General features: G+C 50.4%; 19 protein-coding genes and 1 riboswitch. Of the genes, 3 read left to right on the plus strand and 16 right to left on the minus strand.

Annotation, left to right across the window (positions count from 1 at the left end):
• Window positions 1-76: 76 nt before the first annotated feature.
• Window positions 77-1630 carry a DUF3502 domain-containing protein gene (locus tag AC6ESO_RS25950; RefSeq protein WP_494819537.1) on the plus strand — a complete coding sequence of 518 codons (1554 nt, stop codon included), beginning with the start codon at window positions 77-79 and terminating at the stop codon, window positions 1628-1630.
• A 57-nt stretch (window positions 1631-1687) separates the two neighbouring features.
• On the opposite strand, the gene AC6ESO_RS25955 is transcribed toward AC6ESO_RS25950, so the two are convergent.
• From AC6ESO_RS25955 to AC6ESO_RS25985, 7 genes are all read right to left on the minus strand, one after another.
• Window positions 1688-3109 carry an ABC transporter ATP-binding protein gene (locus AC6ESO_RS25955; RefSeq protein ID WP_497093930.1) on the minus strand — a complete coding sequence of 474 codons (1422 nt, stop codon included), beginning with the start codon at window positions 3107-3109 and terminating at the stop codon, window positions 1688-1690.
• Window positions 3082-3786 carry an energy-coupling factor transporter transmembrane component T gene (locus AC6ESO_RS25960; protein ID WP_497093931.1) on the minus strand — a complete coding sequence of 235 codons (705 nt, stop codon included), beginning with the start codon at window positions 3784-3786 and terminating at the stop codon, window positions 3082-3084. The genes AC6ESO_RS25955 and AC6ESO_RS25960 overlap by 28 nt, the downstream gene beginning before the upstream one ends.
• A gap of 292 nt (window positions 3787-4078) precedes the next feature.
• Window positions 4079-4273: riboswitch (cobalamin riboswitch) on the minus strand.
• Between the two features lie 86 nt (window positions 4274-4359).
• A complete protein-coding gene (locus AC6ESO_RS25965; RefSeq protein WP_497093932.1) occupies window positions 4360-5922 on the minus strand; it encodes a tetratricopeptide repeat protein in 1563 nt (520 codons plus the stop codon).
• 259 nt (window positions 5923-6181) lie between these two features.
• Complete coding sequence (locus AC6ESO_RS25970; RefSeq protein ID WP_497093933.1) at window positions 6182-7414, minus strand: MFS transporter; 1233 nt, start codon at window positions 7412-7414, stop codon at window positions 6182-6184.
• 42 nt (window positions 7415-7456) lie between these two features.
• The gene (locus AC6ESO_RS25975) at window positions 7457-9418 is read right to left on the minus strand and encodes a GTP-binding protein (RefSeq protein ID WP_497093934.1); all 1962 of its coding nucleotides are present in this window, start codon (window positions 9416-9418) and stop codon (window positions 7457-7459) included.
• Window positions 9419-9598: 180 nt separating this feature from the next.
• Window positions 9599-10195 (minus strand): ankyrin repeat domain-containing protein, encoded by a 597-nt coding sequence (locus AC6ESO_RS25980; protein ID WP_497093935.1) that lies wholly within the window; start codon window positions 10193-10195, stop codon window positions 9599-9601.
• The gene (locus AC6ESO_RS25985; protein WP_497093936.1) at window positions 10192-10554 is read right to left on the minus strand and encodes a winged helix-turn-helix transcriptional regulator; all 363 of its coding nucleotides are present in this window, start codon (window positions 10552-10554) and stop codon (window positions 10192-10194) included. The genes AC6ESO_RS25980 and AC6ESO_RS25985 overlap by 4 nt, the downstream gene beginning before the upstream one ends.
• Before the next feature lie 145 nt (window positions 10555-10699).
• Between AC6ESO_RS25985 and AC6ESO_RS25990 the strand changes: the two genes are divergently transcribed.
• Window positions 10700-11341, plus strand: a complete 642-nt coding sequence (locus tag AC6ESO_RS25990; RefSeq protein WP_497093937.1) for an NAD(P)-dependent oxidoreductase — start codon at window positions 10700-10702, stop codon at window positions 11339-11341.
• Between the two features lie 32 nt (window positions 11342-11373).
• Window positions 11374-12081, plus strand: a complete 708-nt coding sequence (locus AC6ESO_RS25995) for a DsbA family oxidoreductase (RefSeq protein WP_497093938.1) — start codon at window positions 11374-11376, stop codon at window positions 12079-12081.
• Between the two features lie 204 nt (window positions 12082-12285).
• On the opposite strand, the gene AC6ESO_RS26000 is transcribed toward AC6ESO_RS25995, so the two are convergent.
• The 9 genes from AC6ESO_RS26000 to AC6ESO_RS26040 all read right to left on the minus strand — a co-directional run bounded on the left by AC6ESO_RS26000 (window position 12286) and on the right by AC6ESO_RS26040 (window position 20506).
• On the minus strand, window positions 12286-12678 hold the full coding sequence (locus tag AC6ESO_RS26000) for a hypothetical protein (RefSeq protein WP_497093939.1): 393 nt from the start codon (window positions 12676-12678) through the stop codon (window positions 12286-12288).
• A gap of 27 nt (window positions 12679-12705) precedes the next feature.
• Complete coding sequence (locus AC6ESO_RS26005) at window positions 12706-13902, minus strand: ParM/StbA family protein (RefSeq protein WP_497093940.1); 1197 nt, start codon at window positions 13900-13902, stop codon at window positions 12706-12708.
• Between the two features lie 235 nt (window positions 13903-14137).
• Window positions 14138-15004, minus strand: a complete 867-nt coding sequence (locus tag AC6ESO_RS26010; RefSeq protein ID WP_497093941.1) for a DUF5666 domain-containing protein — start codon at window positions 15002-15004, stop codon at window positions 14138-14140.
• Window positions 14985-15482, minus strand: a complete 498-nt coding sequence (locus tag AC6ESO_RS26015; protein WP_497093942.1) for an RNA polymerase sigma factor — start codon at window positions 15480-15482, stop codon at window positions 14985-14987. The genes AC6ESO_RS26010 and AC6ESO_RS26015 overlap by 20 nt, the downstream gene beginning before the upstream one ends.
• A gap of 154 nt (window positions 15483-15636) precedes the next feature.
• Entirely contained in the window at window positions 15637-16440 is an 804-nt protein-coding gene (locus AC6ESO_RS26020; protein ID WP_497093943.1) for a histidinol-phosphatase HisJ family protein, read from the minus strand.
• Between the two features lie 43 nt (window positions 16441-16483).
• Window positions 16484-17260, minus strand: a complete 777-nt coding sequence (locus AC6ESO_RS26025) for a DeoR/GlpR family DNA-binding transcription regulator (protein WP_497093944.1) — start codon at window positions 17258-17260, stop codon at window positions 16484-16486.
• Between the two features lie 80 nt (window positions 17261-17340).
• Window positions 17341-18291, minus strand: a complete 951-nt coding sequence (locus AC6ESO_RS26030; protein WP_497093945.1) for a CehA/McbA family metallohydrolase domain-containing protein — start codon at window positions 18289-18291, stop codon at window positions 17341-17343.
• A gap of 28 nt (window positions 18292-18319) precedes the next feature.
• Window positions 18320-19651: an ABC transporter substrate-binding protein gene (locus AC6ESO_RS26035; RefSeq protein ID WP_497093946.1), complete on the minus strand. Its 1332-nt coding sequence runs from the start codon at window positions 19649-19651 to the stop codon at window positions 18320-18322.
• A gap of 36 nt (window positions 19652-19687) precedes the next feature.
• A complete protein-coding gene (locus tag AC6ESO_RS26040; protein WP_497093947.1) occupies window positions 19688-20506 on the minus strand; it encodes a carbohydrate ABC transporter permease in 819 nt (272 codons plus the stop codon).
• Window positions 20507-20515 lie beyond the last annotated feature (9 nt).

Consider the following 20515-nt stretch of genomic DNA (forward strand, 5'->3'; position numbering starts at 1 on the left):
TCACAGTTAGATAGTAAGATGCTGGGGCAGGGTTGATTCAATGTGCGAAACAATCACTTGGGAGGGTACGCTAAACATGAAAAAGAAAGCCTTTCTTAAATTAGTATTGGCCAGTATGCTAATCTTATTGCTTGCAAGCGCTTGCAGCGGCAATAAGAACAATGAATCTAACACGTCAACGAATGAGCCGGCAACGACAACGAACACGGAATCCACTACTTCAGAGACAACTACCAATGAGCCGGCAGAGCCTGAGAAAGAAGAACTGCCGCCCGTAGAATTGACCTATTATATTCCCCAACCTGAATTGCAGCCGGATCTTGCTTCGGTCGAAGCAGCCGTAAACGAGTATATCAAGCCGAAAATCAATGCGACCGTTAAACTGCTGCCGATTACGTTCGGTGATTATGATCAGAAGATGAATACAATCGTCTCCGCCGGTGAAACGTTCGATATGATGTGGACGTCGAACTGGTCCTTCAACTACGAGAACAATTCACTTAAAGGCGCATTCAAAGACCTAGAATCGCTTGTCACCGCGTATGCACCTGATTTCGTCAACAGCCTGCCGAAAGCGGCGATTGAAGGAGCACGAAACTCGCAAGGTAAATTGTACGCCATTCCTAACTATCAAATTATTGCGCAAGGCGGCGGCTTCGTCGTTCAGAAGGAAATGGCCGACAAGTACGGCCTAGATATTAGCACAATCAAAACGTATAAGGACTTGGAGCCGTTCCTGGAGAAAGTCAAAGCCGGTGAACCGGATAAAATTGCATTTGGTTCCAGATCGAACACCTTCGTTCCTTATATGTATGGCTTTGACGGACTTGCCGGCGTTGAATACAGAACCGGCGATCCAAACTATAAGCTTGAATATGTGCTGGAAGCACCGGAATATTTGGCTCATCATCAATTGCTGCATGATTGGTTCAAGAAAGGTTATGTCAATAAAGACGTAGCCACGGCTACTTTCGCTGACTATCAGAAAGCAGGCAAAATCGTTGCTTTCTACGAGTGGACGCTCAAGCCGGGCGGCGAAATCGAGATGAAACAAAACATGGGCGGCAAAGATGTCGTCTTCATCCCCATGTATGAACCTAGGTTTAGCGGTGTTCAGCCGACAATGACAGCGATCAGCAACACCTCCAAAAACCCGGAGAGAGCGATGATGTTCCTCAATCTGGCGAATACGGATCCGGTATTGTTCAATCTCCTCGCCTTCGGTGTTGAAGGCAAGCATTATGATAAACTCGATGCCACTCATATCAAGGTCAAGACAGACGGCGGCTATGCTCCGAACGTAGCATGGGCAATGGGTAACGTTACAATCGGTTACTTGCTGGAAGGCCAATCGGACGATACTTGGCCGAAAACAATCGAGCTTAATAACTCGGCTATGGTACCGGAAATTTGGGGCTTCCAATTCAACCAAGAGCCGGTTAAGACGGAATTGGCCAACATGGACGCCGTTTACAAAGAGTACGAAGCCGCGGTCACGACAGGCGCAGTTGATCCAAACGAATACATTCCTAAGCTGGTTGACGCCATGAAGAAAGCCGGCTCCGCGAAAGTAATCGAAGAGAAGCAGAAACAGCTGGACGAATGGTTGAAAGCCAAAGGCAAGAAGTAAGCATTTAGCGTGATCGTCGTGAATAAGAAGCCTGGGATCTTTGTATCCCGGGCTTCTTTATTGCGCATTTTCTATTGTGTCGCGGTCGGATACGGCCGACACCATCCCGTGATCCTCGTAGCTGGCACAGAACTCAATATCATGGCTGACCATCACAATAGCCGTTCCCTGCCGCGTCAGATTGAGCAAGATTTCCGCTAGTTCCAGCTTAAAATGTGCATCTAATCCCTTGGTCGGTTCATCTAACAGTAGGATGGCCGGCTTCAGAAGCAGCACTTTAGCAAGAGCTGCCTTCTGTTGTTCGCCTCCGGACAGATCATAAGGGTGCCGCTGCAGCAAATCCTGCAAACCGCATAAATCCGTCACGTAACGGACGCTCTCTTGGATCCCTTCCGGCTTTCCTTGGAGCAGCACTCGTCCGCGATAGGGCTTGCGCAGCCCCGCCATTAGCGATAGCGTGGTCGTCTTCCCTGTACCGTTACCGCCAACAATCGCATAGATTTCTCCCGGGTATACTTTTACGTGCAAACCCTTTATGATGTCGGAAGCATTTTTGTCGTATTTAAACCAAAAGCCATCTACTTCTATAACTGACTTTTGTCTGGTAGGTACCACGGCTTTCTCTGCGATATGCCTCTTGTAACTCCTTGTCTCAGCGAGTGTATGCAGAAATTCTCGCCCTTCCCGAACGGTCATCGGACAAGGTAGAATATTGTCGATTTTTGCATATATTCGCACAAAGGAAGGCATGGCATTGAACATAGAATGGTCCAATGCAAGAAGCCTTAAGCCCACCTCTGTTGGTGCGCCAACAGTGAGGATAGAGCCATGGTCCATAACGACGTCCGTATCTGATAGAGGAAATACGTCTTCAAGCCGGTGCTCCGAGAGGATGATGGTGACGCCAAGTTCGCGGTTGATCTTGGCGAGGGTGGCCAGAAATTCCGCGGCAGCAATGGGATCCAGCTGACTTGTAGGCCCGTCCAAAATGAGGGCCTTAGGCTGCATGGCCATGATGGAAGCCAGGTTGAGCAGCTGTTTCTGCCCGCCGGAGAGTTCGGTTACCGGTTTATGAAACCAGTCCTGAATGCCGAAGAAGCTGGCCATTTCCGCGACACGACGCCGGATCTCCGAGGTGCTGCAGCCCAGGCTTTCGAGTCCAAAAGCCAGCTCATGCCATACCTTGTCCGTTACGATCTGATTGTCAGGCGACTGCAGGACATAGCCGATTTGAGCGACTTGCTCGCGCCTGTCTAAAAGAGGGAGAGGCGTCCCTTGAAATCGAATTTCCCCGCTTCGGCTGCCGTGAGGGGTAAGGTCGGTTTTCAAGTGACGGAGCAGCGTGGATTTGCCGCAGCCGGATTGTCCGTAAATCAGCACAAACTCACCTTGCCGGATCGTTAACGATAAATCGTCTAAGGCTTTCTTCTCCGAGCCGGGGTAAGCGAACGTTAAATGTCGGATTGCGAAAGCTTCCATTTCCTGTCCTCCCAACTATTAATCATCAGCGGTACTGCGCATAATACGGCGTAGGCCAGAAATAAACTTAAGCTGAACGCCGACACATCGACGCCTCGCATAGAAGGAAAGTACCTAAAATACAGTCCTTTTGCCATTCCACCGGCGATCAAATATACACCTAGCGCTGCGATGCCGCTCACCGCGATTCGGTCGCGGCGGTCAAACAAAAAGAGGGAGAAGGCGGTTCTTCCCTTTAAGCCATAGCCTCTGCTCTTCATGGAGTCTGCCGATTCGATGGCGTTCTCCAGCATCCAGGTCACCATGATCGACAGAATTCGAATGCCGTGCCTGACTCTAATGAAGAGGCTGCCGTTAGTCACATCTCTGCCGATACATTTCTGGGCATGAGACACCACGGCAAGCTGCGCCTTAAACTTTGGAACAAAACGCAGCACCATCGAGAAAATGAGCGACAGGACCGGAATGACAGTGCCGAAGAGGTAGATAAACTTATCCGAGGTCATGACCGCGTTATAACACGAGAACCAGCTAATGACCGTTACAAACATCGCGGCTGCCGCAATGCCGTAAGTGATCGATTCCAGCGTCAAAGGATTGCCGCTATGCAAATACGTTAAGATCGTGACTCCCTCGTGATTGAACGCGGGATTGATGAAGGCTGTAACCAGCAGCAAGGGCAGCTAAGCAGGCCGGATGCATGAACACCATAGCAAACAGGATGACTAGTGCAAAGTACAGAAAATTGACGATCGGATGATAGCTGGAGAAGGCGTCCTTCATGGCTTTCCACCGCCGGTTGTATCATAGGTGTCGCCTACATCGCGACCCAAATCGCATGTATACACCCACTCGGTTTCTCTGTTCGGAACAACAAAAAGCCCCTGATTCATAAGAATCAAGGGGCAGCCGGCGTCGGCAACTATAATAAAGACAACAAAAAAGCACCGCCTCCATCATCCGTAGAGTCTGTGAAATCCAATCAAGGCAGGTCTCCTGGCTATGCGTCAACGCTTCTCTATGCCTTCCCGGCTCATATAGGCCAGTGGCAAATCCTAGATCAGCTCTTCATTTACAGTGGCGGGACCGCGCCGGATTCTCACCGGACTTCCCTATTAAGCAGCGCCTATCTACTAAGCGTGCACCTTGATTGTTCTATTCAATTGCTATTCATACTATAGAAGATCCATGCTTTTGTCCATCAGGCCAAACAAAAGGGCAACCGCGAGGGCTACCCTTCTTTATTCAACCTACTCTTCTGCTGTCAGAGCTTGCAACAACGCCAAGGCATCCTCATGCTCAGGCTCCAGAACGAGCGCCTCGCGCAAGTAGGCCATCGCCGCTTCCTTATCTCCCAGTTCATAGCTGCATATGGCCAGACAGAATAAGACAGTCGGGACAGACTCCTCTTCATCGGTTTCAATCGATAAGCTCAGGAACTCCTTCGCGTCATCGTAGAACTCCATCTCGAACAGCAACAGCCCGGCATCAAGCGCCAAATCATAACGCTGCTCCATCACATAGAATGACGACCACATGATGTGTATGCCATTTTGAATATCCATCAGTTCTTCTTCGCCTGCCTCAGGCAGCAGAGCCGAAATCCGTTTCGTGCTCTGGATAAAGAACTCCGCGTCGTATCCGCCGAGCCGCCAGAAGGCCAAAATTTGCTGCAGCCCCATCGTGCCCAAATGCGGATCGACCCACTCCTTCAAACTGAAGAACTCATCAGGTCCGAATCGATCAACAAACCGCCGAAAAGCCAATCTGGTGTTGGCATACCGCATTGGCGATTCCAACATAAGAATGCAGCCGACATTAATCGCGTTGTAATGATGCTCTTTCGTAAAGAGCGACAATGCGCCCCGCTGCTCCAGCACATGTTGAATCGCATGATAGTTTGCCGTTAACGAGAAGCTGCCGTGATGAAAGAATTCCGGCGGCTCCGCAAGATCCCAGTGCTCCAGCCGGTGATCGCCTTTATCCGCCGTGATCAGCAGAAACCCTGCCTGTGACAGCCGTTGGAGCCGATCCAAGCAGGTCAACCCGGCTACCGGGAACAGGATATAAGAATCATCAAGCTCCTTCACATACATCTGGATGAGATCGTGATACGGGTACGTTGCTGCTTGGTACTCCGGAGCCGGGCGATTCACGTAATTCAGCTTCATATGTTTGATGGTTTCTGACGTTGTAAGCTCTTTGAGATTATCCGGAAACTCGACGCTGATATCGCACTCATAGACCTCGCCATCACTGACATAAATCAACTCTTGCGGGATGACATCGAAGAAATAATTCGCGACGATCAGCAGCGGCTGCTTCAGGTCACCCGGACGTACCGTAGTTTGCGCTACAGCCAGATGCACCTCTGTATCCTGTACCGCGTCAAACCTTGCGAAGTCCAGCACGCCCTCTTGAATGAACGGCTGCATAGCGGGATGATTCTGCCAAGCCAATACGTTCTTCGCTGCCAAGTCGGTCATTACGTACCGGAAAGGCGGCAGCTCAATACCGGCGTAATCGCGCAGCTCGCACAGTTTATGCAAGGTGTGAAAGGCGAGGCGTCCCGCACCCGCACCTAGTTCAATGATCGTTACCGGTTCAGTAAGATCCCCTGTGCCGGCGCGGTCTTGAAGAAATCCGAAAATCATCTCCGCGTAAGAAGTAGCCATCATCGGATTACTCGATATATATTGCGGGACTTGGTCATTGTTCCAAGCCTTCATGCCTTCTTCTTCATAATAGTTGCGCTGCAGCTCCCATATCGGTGCTTCGCTGAAACGAAACTGTTGTCGTTTATTGTCTGCCATTGCTTGTAAACCTGCTTTCTGTGTCACTACTCAAAAATGATTATGGACGAAAGTATAGTCTCATTCACCTTGTCTCATCATAAGGCTTCCGAGGGAGGAGTACCAACAAATGTCGGATTTTAACCGGATACTAAGAAATTTGCTCCCATTACAATGCCCATACGCATGCGGAATATGTAGCTGCCCCTTACGAAAATGGCGAAAAGGACGCCGCAATAGGCGCCCTCCTCCCTGTAATCGGTATGTCGACGTAATGCCATTAGGCATGCAGCTTCTCGTCCTTCGGCAGGAAAATCGCGAGAATGCCGAGCAGCGGCAAGTATGCGCATAGCTTCATCATATATTCGATGCTCGTAGCATCGGCAATCCAGCCAAGAACGGCCGACCCCAAGCCACCGATACCAAACGCCAGCCCGAAGAATAATCCGGATACGAGACCCACTTTGCCGGGCAGCAGCTCCTGCGCGAACACGACAATGATGGAGAACGCCGATGACAGCACGAACCCCGCACAGATACACATCACGCAGGTCCAAAATAAGTCGCAATACGGCAGCAGGAGCGAGAAAGGCGCCGTACCCAGAATCGAGAACCAAATGATATTTTTCCGGCCGTAGCGGTCGGCAAGCGGTCCGCCAAAGAATGTCCCCGCCGCGGCTGCTGCCAGAAACGCAAACAGAAATAACTGCGCATGCTGCACGGAAACCCCGAACGTATCCATGAGATAAAAGCTATAATAGCTGCTCAAGCTGGACATATAAATATGCTTCGATACCACCAGAAAAACAAGGATAACGATGGCCCACGTAATTTGTTTTTGCGATAATCCAATTCTCGAGGCAGCAGCTTTCTTCGCGCTCGATGCCGCTTTCGCCTTGGCCCCCGCAGGACGTAATTGCGGTGCATTATCCCTGTACCAACGCGCGACATAGCTCTGAATCAGAATGGCTGCGATTGCCGCGATGGAGAACCACAAGACGCTGATTTGTCCGAGCGGCACGAAGATCGCCGCACTCATAATGGGTCCAAGCGCACCGCCAATATTGCCGCCAACCTGGAATATCGATTGTGCCAGCCCTCTTTGACCGCCTGCAGCCATATAGGCTACGCGCGAAGATTCGGGATGAAAGATAGCCGACCCGATACCAATCATCATAACCGCAAGCACAATATACGCATACTCAGGAGCTAATGCGAGCGCAACAACGCCCACCAGCGTAAAGCACACTCCGATCGGCAATATATAAGGCCGCGGGCGCTTATCCGCGTACATGCCGACCATTGGCTGGATGACCGCGGCCGTAATGTTCATCGCAAAGGCGATAAACCCGATCTGTTTATAGCTTAAATGCAGCGAGTCGCGCAAGATCGGAAACAGCGCCGTTACGGTGGATTGCATCGTATCGTTCAATAAGTGAACGATGCTGATCGCAAATATAATCGGAAAAACGGTAGCGCCCACCGGAATCGCTTTGGTTAATGCTTTTGCCACGTTGAAGTCCCTCCCCTAATCAAGTTGAAGCCAGCTTGCCGCTTATAATAAATGCATCTTCGCTTCCGCTTCATCCCAAGCGACCGTATACCCATGCCCCTTCGCGCAAAATATCGACGACGAGCTGTACAACGGGTCCGCATCCTTCCGGTAATTCTTCCGCTCGATCACCGCTTGTTCGTTATGACAGCGATCATAACCGCCGAAGACGAAGTGCGCAATCCCTCTGCCATGCGTAAAAGAAGCCAGCTCCGTGCTGTAATCCATGAAAGTAGCGACAGGCACTCTGCCCGTTATGACCGCATGCGCAGCTGTTGTCACAGGCGGCTCGAACACGCCCGAAGCCCGCTGAATATCGGATAACACGCGGCCCATGTAGTCGATTTCCACTTTGATTTTATACTCGTAATAAGGCTCAAGCAGGATGTTCTCCGCCTTCTCCAAACCTTGCCTAAGGGCACGGAAGGTGGCCTCGCGAAAATCCCCGCCGTGTGTATGCTCATTATGGCCGGCGCCCGTCAGCAGCGTCACCCGAATATCGGTGAGCGGCATGCCTGTTAACAGCCCATGATGGTCGCGCTCATAGAGATGGGTTTTCACGAGATTTTGATTGCCGATGCTTAGAGCGTTCGCATGGCATTCGTTCATGAACGTCAAGCCGCTGCCCCGCTCCCCCGGCTCCAGGCGCAAATGCACTTCGGCGTAATGCTTGAGCGGCTCGAAATGGCCATATCCGTTCACGGTCGATGTGATCGTTTCTTTATACAGAATCTCGGGGCTGCCGAAGGAGACGGCGAATTGGAATCGTTCCTTAACGAGCTGCTCCAGCACTTCGAGCTGGATGAGCCCCATCACATGAATGTGGATCTCCTGCAGGCTTTCCTCCCAGATGACATTCAAGGACGGATCCTCGGCATTCAGCACCTGGAAGGCTTTGAGCACATCCTTCACATTCAACGACTCTGCCGCGAAAATCACCTTTGCCGTAAGCGTAGGGACCATGTAGTAGAGCAGCTTATCCGAATAAATGCCCAAGCCTTGCCCCGCCTCGGCGCCTGAAAGTCCGGTCACCGCAAACAAATCACCTGCCGAAACCTGGTCGACCGCTTGCGACTTGCTCCCGTTAATAAGGAGGAGCCGCGTCACTTTCTCGCAAACCTGATCTTCGCCGCTCCCATAACAGAGCTCATCGCGCACCTTCAGCGTACCGCTCAAGGCTTTGATGTAAGTTAAACGTACGCCGTTAGGGTCATGCCGGATTTTATAGACACGTCCCCCGAAAGGCGCTTGCTCGTCATAATTCACTGTAGTCAGCTGATGCAGTTGATCCAGAAATTCGATAACGCCTGTGTCCTGCAAGGCCGATCCGCTTGCACATGGGAAAAGGCGGTGGCCGCGTATTTGATCCTGCAGCGTTCGCAGCCAGAATCCATTGTCCTCCGAACCGGCCAGGAACGTGTCCAATAACGTTTCATCCCGCTCCGCCATCCACTCCAGCAGGGATTCTCCGACTTGGCCGTCTTCTGCGAAATGCCCCGTGATCCTGCACGCATCCGGCGTCAAATGCATGCGAATCTCCTCGAAGATGCGATCTACACCTGCGCCAACCCGATCGATTTTGTTAATAAACAAGAACGTCGGAATGCGATGCTTATGAAGCAGCTGCCACACCGTTTCCGTATGGCCCTGAATGCCTTCAACCGCGCTGATGACGAGGATCGCAGCATCCATCACCTGAACCGCCCGCTCCATCTCCGGCGAGAAATCGACATGCCCCGGCGTATCGATTAGGTAATAGGTAGCGCCTTTGTAGGTCATGACCGCTTGGTCTGCGAACACTGTGATCCCTCTTGCCCGTTCGATGTCGTGGCTGTCGAGATAGGCATCCTTATGATCGACTCTGCCGCGCTCCCGAATGCTATGCGTATGGTACAGCAGCTGCTCAGCTAATGTGGTTTTGCCTGCATCCACGTGAGCGAACATGCCGATTGTTTTACGATTCATCGTATCTATCACCTTGGTTTCACTGTGGGTTTCTTCTTCCGGCCGGTCATACCTGCCCATTATCATATCACACCACGCAAGGCGGCGAGCCGAATTTTGGTTGCTTTTGCAAAAGAAAAACCTCCAAGACCATTGGTCCTAGAGGTACTTTGCACGCCCATCACGATCGTATCGTTACGCTTATCGCGCTCCCGCCTGCAGCAGCATCTGTTCAATTTCCTTAAAACGATGATTATTTCTAGCGTGCTGCAGCGGCGTAATCCCGTCACGATCGGCGATATTTACGTCAGCCCCGTGATCGAGTAGCAGTCTCGCGATCTGCTGGTACTTCGGCCCGCCGTTTGTCAGAATGACCACTTCCAGCAGCGCAGTCCAGCCGAGATTGTTGATGTGGTTGACGTTCGAATCCGTCGCCGTAAGCAGTACTCTTACATTCTCCACATGGCCTTTCTCTGAAGCAGGAATGAGTGCAATTCCGCCATATCGATTGGTCAGCTTGGTATCGGCACCGGCTGCAATCAGGAGCTTAAGAATCTCGAGCAGCCCTTCGGCGCCCGCATAGAGGAAGGGATTATCGCGCATATTGTCTTGCAGGTTAATATCCGCCCCGGCTTCAATCAATAATCGGACCACATCCGGCTTGTTCGCATGCGTCGCGGCCATTACCGCCGTTCTTCCTCTGCCATCCTGCTCATTGAGGTTCGCTCCTTCGCTTAGCAGCCGAGCTACCTTCGACGTATCGCCTCGTTCAGCAGCAACAATCAGCTCTTTGCTCATATGCCGTCTCCTCCTCTCTTCCCTTTGGTATATTTCTTGCCCCACTCGCCCATGCTCTCCAGAATCGGAATGAAGCTTTTCCCTGCTTCCGTCAGGGAATACTCCACTTTGGGAGGGACTTCCTGATACACTTTTCTGTGTATCATCTGATCTCTCTCAAGCTCCCTGAGCTGGTTGGTCAGAATACCTTTGGAAATGCCGGGTACCAGACGCTGCAGCTCTCCGAAGCGCCTTGTCTCTCTCAGATGCCACAACATAATAATTTTCCATTTGCCCGCAATGACGTTCTGCGTTTCCGTTACCGGGCAAACCTCAATTTGTTCCTCGGGGATGCTTCCCTCGAATAAGGTCCGGGCCATTGTAAATCCCCCTCTGCTCTCATGGTCTTATTTATGTGACTAGGTTATATAAATGTGCCTACTACCGAAAATCGAATTATCCCTATAATATGAGACTATACAGAAAAACACAACTACTGTTCGGAAGAAAGCGGAGGAATAAACCATGAATATCGCCATCATCGGCGCCACAGGCAAAGCCGGAAGTTTTATTTTGAAAGAAGCAACGGATCGCGGTCATGAAGTTACGGCGATCGTAAGAAATGCTGCAAGAATCACCGATAGCAACGTTAGCGTGTTAGAGAAAGACATTTTCGCCCTCACAGGATCCGATCTGGCAGCCTTCGACGTCGTAGTGAATACGTATAAAGCGCCGGATGGCGAGGAACATCTGTACATCGACGCCGGCAGAGCGTTGGTGCAAGCCCTTGAAGCAACGCCGAGCACCAGATTAATCGTCGTGGGCGGTGCCGGAAGCCTTTTCGTCGACGAGACGAACGCAACTAAGCTCATGGACACGCCGGGCTTCCCGGATTTCGTGTATCCGACCGCTTCCAATGCAGGGAAACAGCTGAATGAGCTAAGAAATACGTCTTCGATTACGTGGACGTATATCAGCCCCGCTGCTTTCTTCAATCCCGATGGCAAACGCACAGGCGCTTATACATTAGGCAAAGATCATGTTATCTTAAATAGTCAGGGTCAAAGCTATATCAGCTACGCCGATTATGCAATTGCCGTGCTCGATGAAATCGAACAGCCGAAGCATGTAAACGAGCGATTTACGCTTGTAGGCGAAGCTGAATAAAGAATAATGAATTCCGATTGGAGGCAATTGTGATGCAAGTAGAAATTTGGTCGGACTTTGCGTGTCCGTTCTGTTATATCGGTAAACGCCGCTTCGAGAAAGCGCTGGCCGCGTTCGAGCATCGCGATCAGGTTCAAGTGATTTACCGCAGCTTCGAATTGGATCCTCACTCGCCGAAACATGTGCCGCATGACGTGTACGACATGTTATCCGGCCGATACGGCATGAGCCGCCAAGAAGCGATCAAGATGAATCGCAATTTGGCACAGCAAGCAGCCGCAGATGGATTGGAATTTCGATTCGACGGCTTGGTGCTGACGAATACGTTCGATGCGCACCGTTTAAGACACTTCGCCGAGAAAGCCGGTAAAGGTGCCGAGGTATCCGAATTGTTATTCCGAGCTTATTTCAGCGACAATAAAAATGTAAGCCATCACGATACGCTCGCCGACATTGCGGCGGAAGTTGGTCTTGATCGCAATGAGACGCTGTCCATGCTAGCGGGAGAGCAGTTCTCCGACCGCGTACGCGGTGAAGAGGCGGATGGCCGCTCGCTCGGCATTCGCGGCGTGCCTTACTACATCATCGACCGCAAGCAGACGTTGTCCGGCGCCCAGCAGGAGACCCTGTTTCTGCAAGCCCTGCAGCAAGCATGGGGCGACCGGCAGCCGCCCGAGGCTTCGGAGGTGGACGGCGACGGTTGCATCGATGGGATATGCGCCGTTCCGGAGCAGAAATAACCTCGTTTAGCAAAATGCAGAGCCCCTTCCTCAGCTGATGGAAGGGGCTTTCTTCGTCGGGGTACCGTGTAATGCTATGTGTTGCGCGGTAATACTTTGTGTTACTTGGTGTGACCTCGATTACTCGGTGTTACTTTTGGTATTACTCGGTGTTACTTGCGGTGTTACCCGGTAACGCTCCGTATTACTTCATAACACTCGGCACTAACTCCACGCCTCGATATCTCCATCATCGATTTCTTCCATCTCCATATCTACATCCGATTCCGACCCCGACTCGGAAGAAGCATCGAGCTCAGCACTTCCCGCTTCCTCTTCCTCCTCCTCGATCGCCGCCGCCAGCTGCTGCCGATCTGTCGTAATCTGACGATACATGCCTGCTGCCAGTACGTCCGGAGAGTCCTGCAAATTCGTTCTCTCCATAGGAATATAGGCCTGCAAATTACGAACCCCGTTCAGCATGATTTCCTTCTCCACCAAGTAGCGAAAGGAATCCATCAGGTTTGACTGCGCATTGAGCCAAGCCATGACAAGCGGGTCCTCCGTCTTCTTCGTTTTGAGGCTGATATTGCCGCCGGGAAGCTTCGTTTTCTTCATCAAAGTCACCTCAATCGTTCAGGCTTGCTATGCCGGCTGCTCCGCTTTACTCTTCAGTGCTTCATAGATCTTGCCCCGTACGAAAGCATCCAGTCCCGCCGCATTTAGCTCAACCGCATAGTCGGAAGGAATATAGAGCAGCTTGATCTCCCGTTCATCGCAAGCCTCTTTCAAATACGGATATAGGACAGTGCGCATCAGAATGCTGCCGCCGCCATATACGCAGATGAGATCGACCTCATTGCGCGCTTTGGTCAGCTGCTTCTTCACATGCTGCACAATCTGCTTCACTTGGCTTTCCAGCGGCCTGCGTAACGTTTTGAGTGCCCGCGCATGGTATTTATGCTTCGGATTCTTGAGCACGTCGCTGAAGAACTGCCTCGGACTATCCGGCAAATGAATCAGGCGGTTAAACTCCTGCAGCGCTTCCTCAATCGCATATCCCGCGCCATGATGGCTGCCGTGAATGAATTGGCGCAGAAACTTATTCCCCTCGGTAATCGGATACTCCGTCGAACCGTCGCCAATATCGACATGCAGGATCCGCTTATCTTTGAAATAGCTGCCGTTGAATTTCTTCTCATTGCCATACGTCGCGGCGAAATCCGCAAAGATATCCCCTTCTCTCCAGTTGCCCGCCGCATCCTTCTGCAGCGTGAAGATAACCGGGGTCGCCTCGGGAACAACCTTCACGAATGCGAAGCTGATCTTCACCGCCACGCGCTGCACGCCTAAATGTACCGTCACATGGTGCATATCGGAAGTAAACCTTTTCTCGAACTTGGCTGAAGTCTCATCCGTATGCTGCGTGACAGGCAGTGCGGTCGCCATATCCACTTCGACATCAATTTGCGCCGGTATCTTCTTCTCTTCCTCGAAGGCCTTCTGCACGGCCAACGCGGCGATCTGAGCCAGCGTATTAATGATCGGCAAATCCATCTCGCTCTTCGAATCGATGCCAATCTGAATCGTATCGATAATTTCGCCGCTCTCCAGCGCAAACTTCCCGACGTAGTACATCCCCGGCCTTGCGGCAGGCGAATCCACCGTGACGACTAGTTGATCCTGCAAGTTTTTCACAAAGCTCTCCGGTGCTTGCTCTTCGCTCCATGGCAGCTCGTCCACTCTACAATTCACATTAGGCTGCTGAATCAATTTGCCGTCAATGATCAGATCATGCTCACTGTTCCCGTTATCGTTGCCTACAAAGAAATGATAGTTCATTATCGATTTCCTCCTCAGGTGAAATGCATCCCTCGGTATTACTTTGACACACCAAGTAATAGTTAGCATCTAGCTAGAGTCCCAGCCTTCATTAGTCTTCTCTCATTTGATTTTGTCGGAAATTGGGGGCTGACGTATCCGCACTGCTCGTCGCCTTATCTAGGGAGCATAAAAAAAAACCGCCTCTCCAGAAATGGAGAGGCGAAATATAGAATGGATGGCAATGCCGGATCGCTTATTTCTGTGGAACCATGTTGTTGTAGATGCGCGTAGCGTTCACTTTGCCTGTGCTTACATCTTCGGATGTAAATCCGGATACGATATTACCGACTTTGAACTCTTTTGCCAGCAGCTCTTCAGATGGTGCGGCAGCAGTGGGGCCATCGATGCCCAGTTGCGTTTCCGGTGTTACGGTTACCCACAGGTCGCCTACTTTGAAGCTTTTGCCGTCTGCGCTTACTTCGGTAATCACGCCATCGATATTCGCCATCATTTTGCCTGTAGTAGCAGGTTTTGTGGACTGTCCTGCCTCTCCTGTCTGCGGAGCCATGTTGTTGTAGATCACGGTTGCTTTCACTTTACCTGTGCTTACATCGTCGGATGTGAAGCCCGATACGATATTGCCGACTTTAAATTCTTTCGAAAGCAGGTCCTCGGACGGCGCCGTAGCAGTAGGTTCATTGCTGCCCCATTGTGTTTGATCTGTTACCTCAACCCACAGATCGCCTACTTTGAAGCTTTTGCCGTCTGCGCTCACTTCGGAGATGACACCATCGATATTCACTCTTACTTTACCCATGATCGGAGGCTTCGCTGTATCTACAATTGCAGTCTGAGGAGGAGTAGTAGGTGTCGCATCATTGTTCAATGTGAAGATACTAACCGCCAACACCGCGCATGCTGCAATACCAACTGTCCAACCTGTTACTTTTTTCGTCATTACTTTTTCCATTTTCACTCGCCCCTTTGGGTTAATTGTATTGGTTTGTGTTTCCTTATCCATGTGCTGCATCTCTTGCATCAACTTCTTATATGTTGCTTCTTTGAAATCCTCGCTTGTTTTCACGTGGGACATCGCAGACTTATAAACAGATTTCTTCACTCTCCAGACCTCCAATCTTCTCTTTTAAGATTAAGCGTCCTCTTGCAAGCCAGGTTCCGACCGTTGCCGGCTTGGCTTGCATAATAGCTGCGATTTCCTGAATGGAATAGCCCTCGTAATAATGCAGATGAATCGGAATACGGTACTTCTTGTCCAATGCCAGAACAGCCTGTAGAACGTCGTTTTCTTCCTTCGGGAGGTAGCTTAGGTCTTCTGGGACGGGATTCCTGTTTCTAAACCACCCGGCTTTCAGCATGTTCTTGCTTTTATTAATGGTTGTTCGAATCAGCCACGCCTTCTCATGTTCACTGGAATCAAATACAGGACGCTTTTGCAAATAGGTGAGAAACACCTCCTGCGTCACTTCTTCTGCATCCGCTATATTTTTCAAGTAGGCAAAAGCAATTTTGATCATGCTTTGCGAATATAGATCCAAGGCCTGTCGCACAGATTCATTGAGCTCATATGAATCGTACACCTCAGCACCTCCTTTCACTTGTAATACAACTGAGCACGCTCAAATTTTTCATTGGGGCGAATTTTTTTTTTAGCATGCGGCTAATTCGATAAAATAATGTCGAAAACCCAAACAAAAAAGGGCACCCTAATGGGTACCCTTTACTTATATAACCTTATAGCAGCACCAGCTGCGGAACGCGATTGCGGAACTGCACGACTTCATGAATATCATAGGATCTCAATAATGCGATCGCCTCGCCGAACCCTTGCTCCATGCTGCCGAGCCGATGAGCGTCAGAACCAAGCGAGAACAATGTACCGCCAAGCTCCAAGTACATTTCAATTAAGTACGTATGCGGATGAATCCAGCCTTGCCGGAACAGCCCGGTCGTATTCAGCTCAAGCACCTTCTCCTTGCGAATGATCGTTTTCAACAAATCGTATAGAAGCGAGCTGCATCGCTCGTAATCCGCACGGCTTACCATGGACTTCGTATAACGGGCAACATAATCGAGATGGGCAACCACGTCGTAATTATCCATCCGATCGACGGCGTCGCGTACATGCGTGAAATAATCCGTCAAAATCATGTCCATCGGCTGATTGTGAAAGGCCTCCTCGGCAAAATCGAGGACTCCGTTATTGTGAGCGGAAAGCAGCACCAAATCGAACGAGTAGCTCTCCAGATAACGGTTGATTTCGTCATGATAGTCTTTGCGATACCCGACCTCGATGCCCTTTCGAATGTCGATATCATATTGCTGACGCAGTGCATCGACTTCACGTTCATAGCTGTCCATGTCAATCAGAACGTCTTTCTTGAAATACTTGCAGTCATAATCGAAATGATCCGTCGTCACGACGGCCTGCTTGCCCCGCTTCACCGCGTTAGCAACAATATGGTCCAGCGTTTCTTCCGAATCCGGTGAATAATAGGAGTGCACATGCTGATCCACAATCGTTTTGGGTACTTGCATACAGGTTAACCTTCCTTCGTGATTTCGTGATGACAGCCTCGAATTACGCGATTACCCAGCCAACGCTTTCTTGGGCCAGCTTCTCTTTCCACTCTTGAGGAGGATCTTCATTGCATATCACATAGTCGACATCATTATATTCCGCGTATTTGTACATGGATTTCATGTTGATCTTCGAGTGATCAATGACGACATGCACTTTATTGGAGCGTTGGAGCATTTTTTTCAGAAAATTGCCTTCGTCAATGTCGTAAGTCGTAATGCCATCGGCGATCGAATAGCCATTAGCCCCAATGAAGGCTTTATCGATATGGAATTTCTCCAGCAATTCGATGGTCAGCGAGCCGGAAGCAAACATTTGATCGGTGTCGATTTCACCGCCGAGAAAAATCAGCTTACCCGTGAAATATCCGGATTTCTTGCGTTCGATAAGACTATTCAAGACCTGAATGCATCCTGTGATGATGGTCAGGTTTTTTTTATTAAATAAGTGGTTGGCGATTTGAATGGTCGTCGTACCTACGCCAAGCGCAATCACATCGTAATCATGGATCAGCTCAACCGCCTTCACACCGACCCGCTGCTTCTCTTGAATATAGATCGAGTTGCGCTGGCTATAAGGCGCCTCGTACAGCGTGAAGTTTGGCTTGATGCCTCCCCCGTGGACGATGACCAGCTTGTTCTCCCGACTTAGCGCATCCAAATCCCGGCGAATCGTCACCTTGGACACATTCAATTGCTCGGCCAGTTCATTGACCGTTACTCTGCCCTTCGCATTCAATTCCGCCACGATCATGCTCATTCTTTCAACCTGCAGCATCAATCTCCACCTACTCTATTCATATAATCAACCCGAAATACAGCCGATCTGCATTCCGGGTTGATCTACAGATCGAGCGACTAATCTAAGTAAATAGGATTGGTAAACGCGAATTTACCATACTTATCATAACATTCGATTCGAATAAATTTCTCGTCCCCGCGTAACTTTTTGCGAAGGGAGGTGATGTCGTCGCCCAGCTCAATTTGATACTGACGAAGATCGCCATTCATATAGATGCGCTCTACCGGCGAGCACTCGAAGATCACTTCGCCATCTTCGATGCGGAAATCATAAATTTCCGGACCGGTCGAGGAATAGAAGCTGCCTTCGACCAAGGCTTGGACAACGGCGTTGCGCGTCAATTCAGCCGCTTTGACCACAACCCAGCCGCCGAAGGAATCGCAGTACTTGGAATCAAGCGGGTAGCGGTTGTGATTATCGTCGGTCGCGGTGCCCCACAGCTTCTTGCCTTTGCGCAGCAGCGTCTCCCACATGACACGGGAATTGCCCATATTCTCCATCCACTCCGAGCAGTGATTGTAGACTTCCAGCGCGAACAGATTCTCCAGCGCATAGACGTCTTCCCACTCTACCGTGGACCAATGCGGATGGTTGAACATGACGATATTTCCGCGTGCCACCATATCATCGATGAATGCCTGCGCCGTCTCGAAGCTTACAAAATCCGGCCAACGGATCGGTTCCATATGCTTAAACTGCTCTTTCGTCGCTGCAGCCAGGTGCGCATCCGTTCCCATGATGACATGGAGGTGGAAAATTCGGATATCGCCTGCCGGCATCGTAATCCCGACTTCGCTCGATGGCAGCGTGATGAAATTCGGCTCATTCTCACTCTCGAAGTTGGAGAAGAAATCATGCTCCGAATGCGCGAAGAAATGATAGCCTTTCTCCTTATAAGCCGCGCGCAGTTGATCCGTCGTCAATGCACCGTCGGATAGCGTAGAATGTCCGTGCAAGTTCCCTTTGTACCAGCTGCCGCCATCCATGAAAATGTTTTTGGTTACCATGATCGTTTATGCTCCTCTCTCATTTCCCTTATTTGTTCTCGTCAATAATTTGCTGCGCGGCTTGCGCGGCATGATGTACGGCTTCCTTCGGATCCTTGGACGTATCAATCAATGCACCTTTCAGGTCCTCGAGAATAGCGGTGTACATGGCTTTCCAATTCTTCTGCCAAGGACGGCTGTGCGCGAATTGCAATTGGTCGATCGCCACTTGGTATTGCGGCTTTTCTTGCAGCCATTGCTTCATTTCCGGTGTCTCGAGCGAAGACTTCGTCGTTGGCAAGTAGCCTGTCGTTTGGAAGAAGTTCGTCACGTTGTCGTCCTGCGCCAAGAAATCAAGGAACTTGCCTGCCGCTTTCTTCTGCTCTTCCGTCGCTTTGTCGAGAACGATCATATTCGCCCCGCCGGTTACGACCACATTCTTACCGCCTTCTTGCGGCTGGAACGCCACCGCAACGTTAAACTTAGCATTCTTGATCAGCTCACCCATGGACCCGATTGAATCCAGATCCATTGCAACCTTACCGTCAAAGAAGTTTTGTTTGATGAGATCGGATTGATTGTCTTGCGCGCTGTAGGCGTTGAGCATCGATTTATCATGGATCATATCTTGGAACAGCTTGATAATACCGGTTCCCTTCTCGTTATCAAACACCACCTGCGATCCGTCTTTGTTAACCATTTCGCCGCCGTAGGAATAGACCGCAGACTCCCAGTACCATGCATCCGTATCCCAATAGCCGGAGAAGCCATATACGCCTTTTGCCGGATCGCTCAGTTTTTTGGCGTACTCATGCAGCTCGGTCCAAGTCTTGGGCCCTTTCGGATCCAGTCCGGCCGCTTTCAACAAATCCGCATTCATATACAGTATCGGCGTACTGCGGTTCATAGGTGCTGCTTTGAACACGCCGTCTACATAGCTGGAGCGCGTTAAGCCTTCGTTATAGTTGGCAATGGTAGCTGCAGACATATATCTGCCTAAATCGGCCGCAATCGGATTGTAGCGAGCCAGGAAGGACTCTTCGATCTGGACGATAACCGGCGTATTCTTAGCCACGAGCGCAGCTTCCAGCTTCTCGGCTACGCCGTCATAGCCGCCTTGACCCGACATGACGATTTCAATATCCGGGTTTTGTTCATTGAATTTCACAATTTCGTCTGCGATCAGCTTACCGTTGCCGTTGGTCGGATCCCAAATCGACCAGAAATCGACTTTCACTTTCTCCCCGGCTGCCGCGGTTTCATTCGTATTTGCATTGGTGCTTGCCTGTTCATTGTTCGTTGCGTTCGGAGAGCAGCCAGTTACCGCGATTGTCGTTGCCAAGATCCCCATCATTGCAGCATGTTTCGCATTCCATTTCATTTGTCTCTAGCCTCCACTCGATTTTTATATTAAGGGTTACTTAATACCGTATACAAAAGCGCTCTTAATGAAGCGGTTCGCCGCAATATAGAGAGCCAACACCGGGATGATCAGCATCATGTTGCCTGCCATTACTTCATTCCAGTGCGTGACGCCGCGGGTATCGGCAACCAAGCTTTTGACCGTCATCGGCAATGTTCGCACCGCCTCTGAATTGGTTAAGACGAGCGGCCAGAAGTAGTCATTCCATTTGCCAATGCAGGTAAACAATATAGTCGTCAGCAGGAAGGGCTTCGAGATGGGCACCATAAGCCCGGTAATGATTTGCAGCTCCGATGCTTGATCGAGCTTGGCGGCATCCAATAATTCTTCTGGAATTTGCTTGAATGCCTGCGTTAGGAAGAAGATGGTGAAGGATGAGAAAATAAACGGAATGATTAAGCCCCAGTAGGTATCAAGCCAGTTCAAATCACTGATCAGCACGTACATCGGCACGAAGCTTACTTGGGTGGGCAGCACCAGGTCGACCAGCACCAATGCGAAGAGAATGCCGGAGAACCTGAACTTTTTCTTGGCAAAGGCGTACGCAGACGGTATGCAGACGAGCAATTGTCCAAACGCAACGGAGAGCGTAATAATGACCGAGTTCGTCGCGTAATGGAAGAAGTGAATATGCACCCATGCCGTCTTATAATTGATGAATTGCGGGACATTCGGAATCAGGTCCGGCGGGAATTGGATGGATTCCACATACGTTTTCAGGGACGTGCTCACGACCCAGGCGAACGGAAACGCAAACATGAGGACTAATGCAATGAGCAAGAGGGCACGCATGACTTTGACCATATATCGCATCGTTACCTA

It is taken from the genome of Paenibacillus rhizoryzae (genome assembly GCF_059686995.1).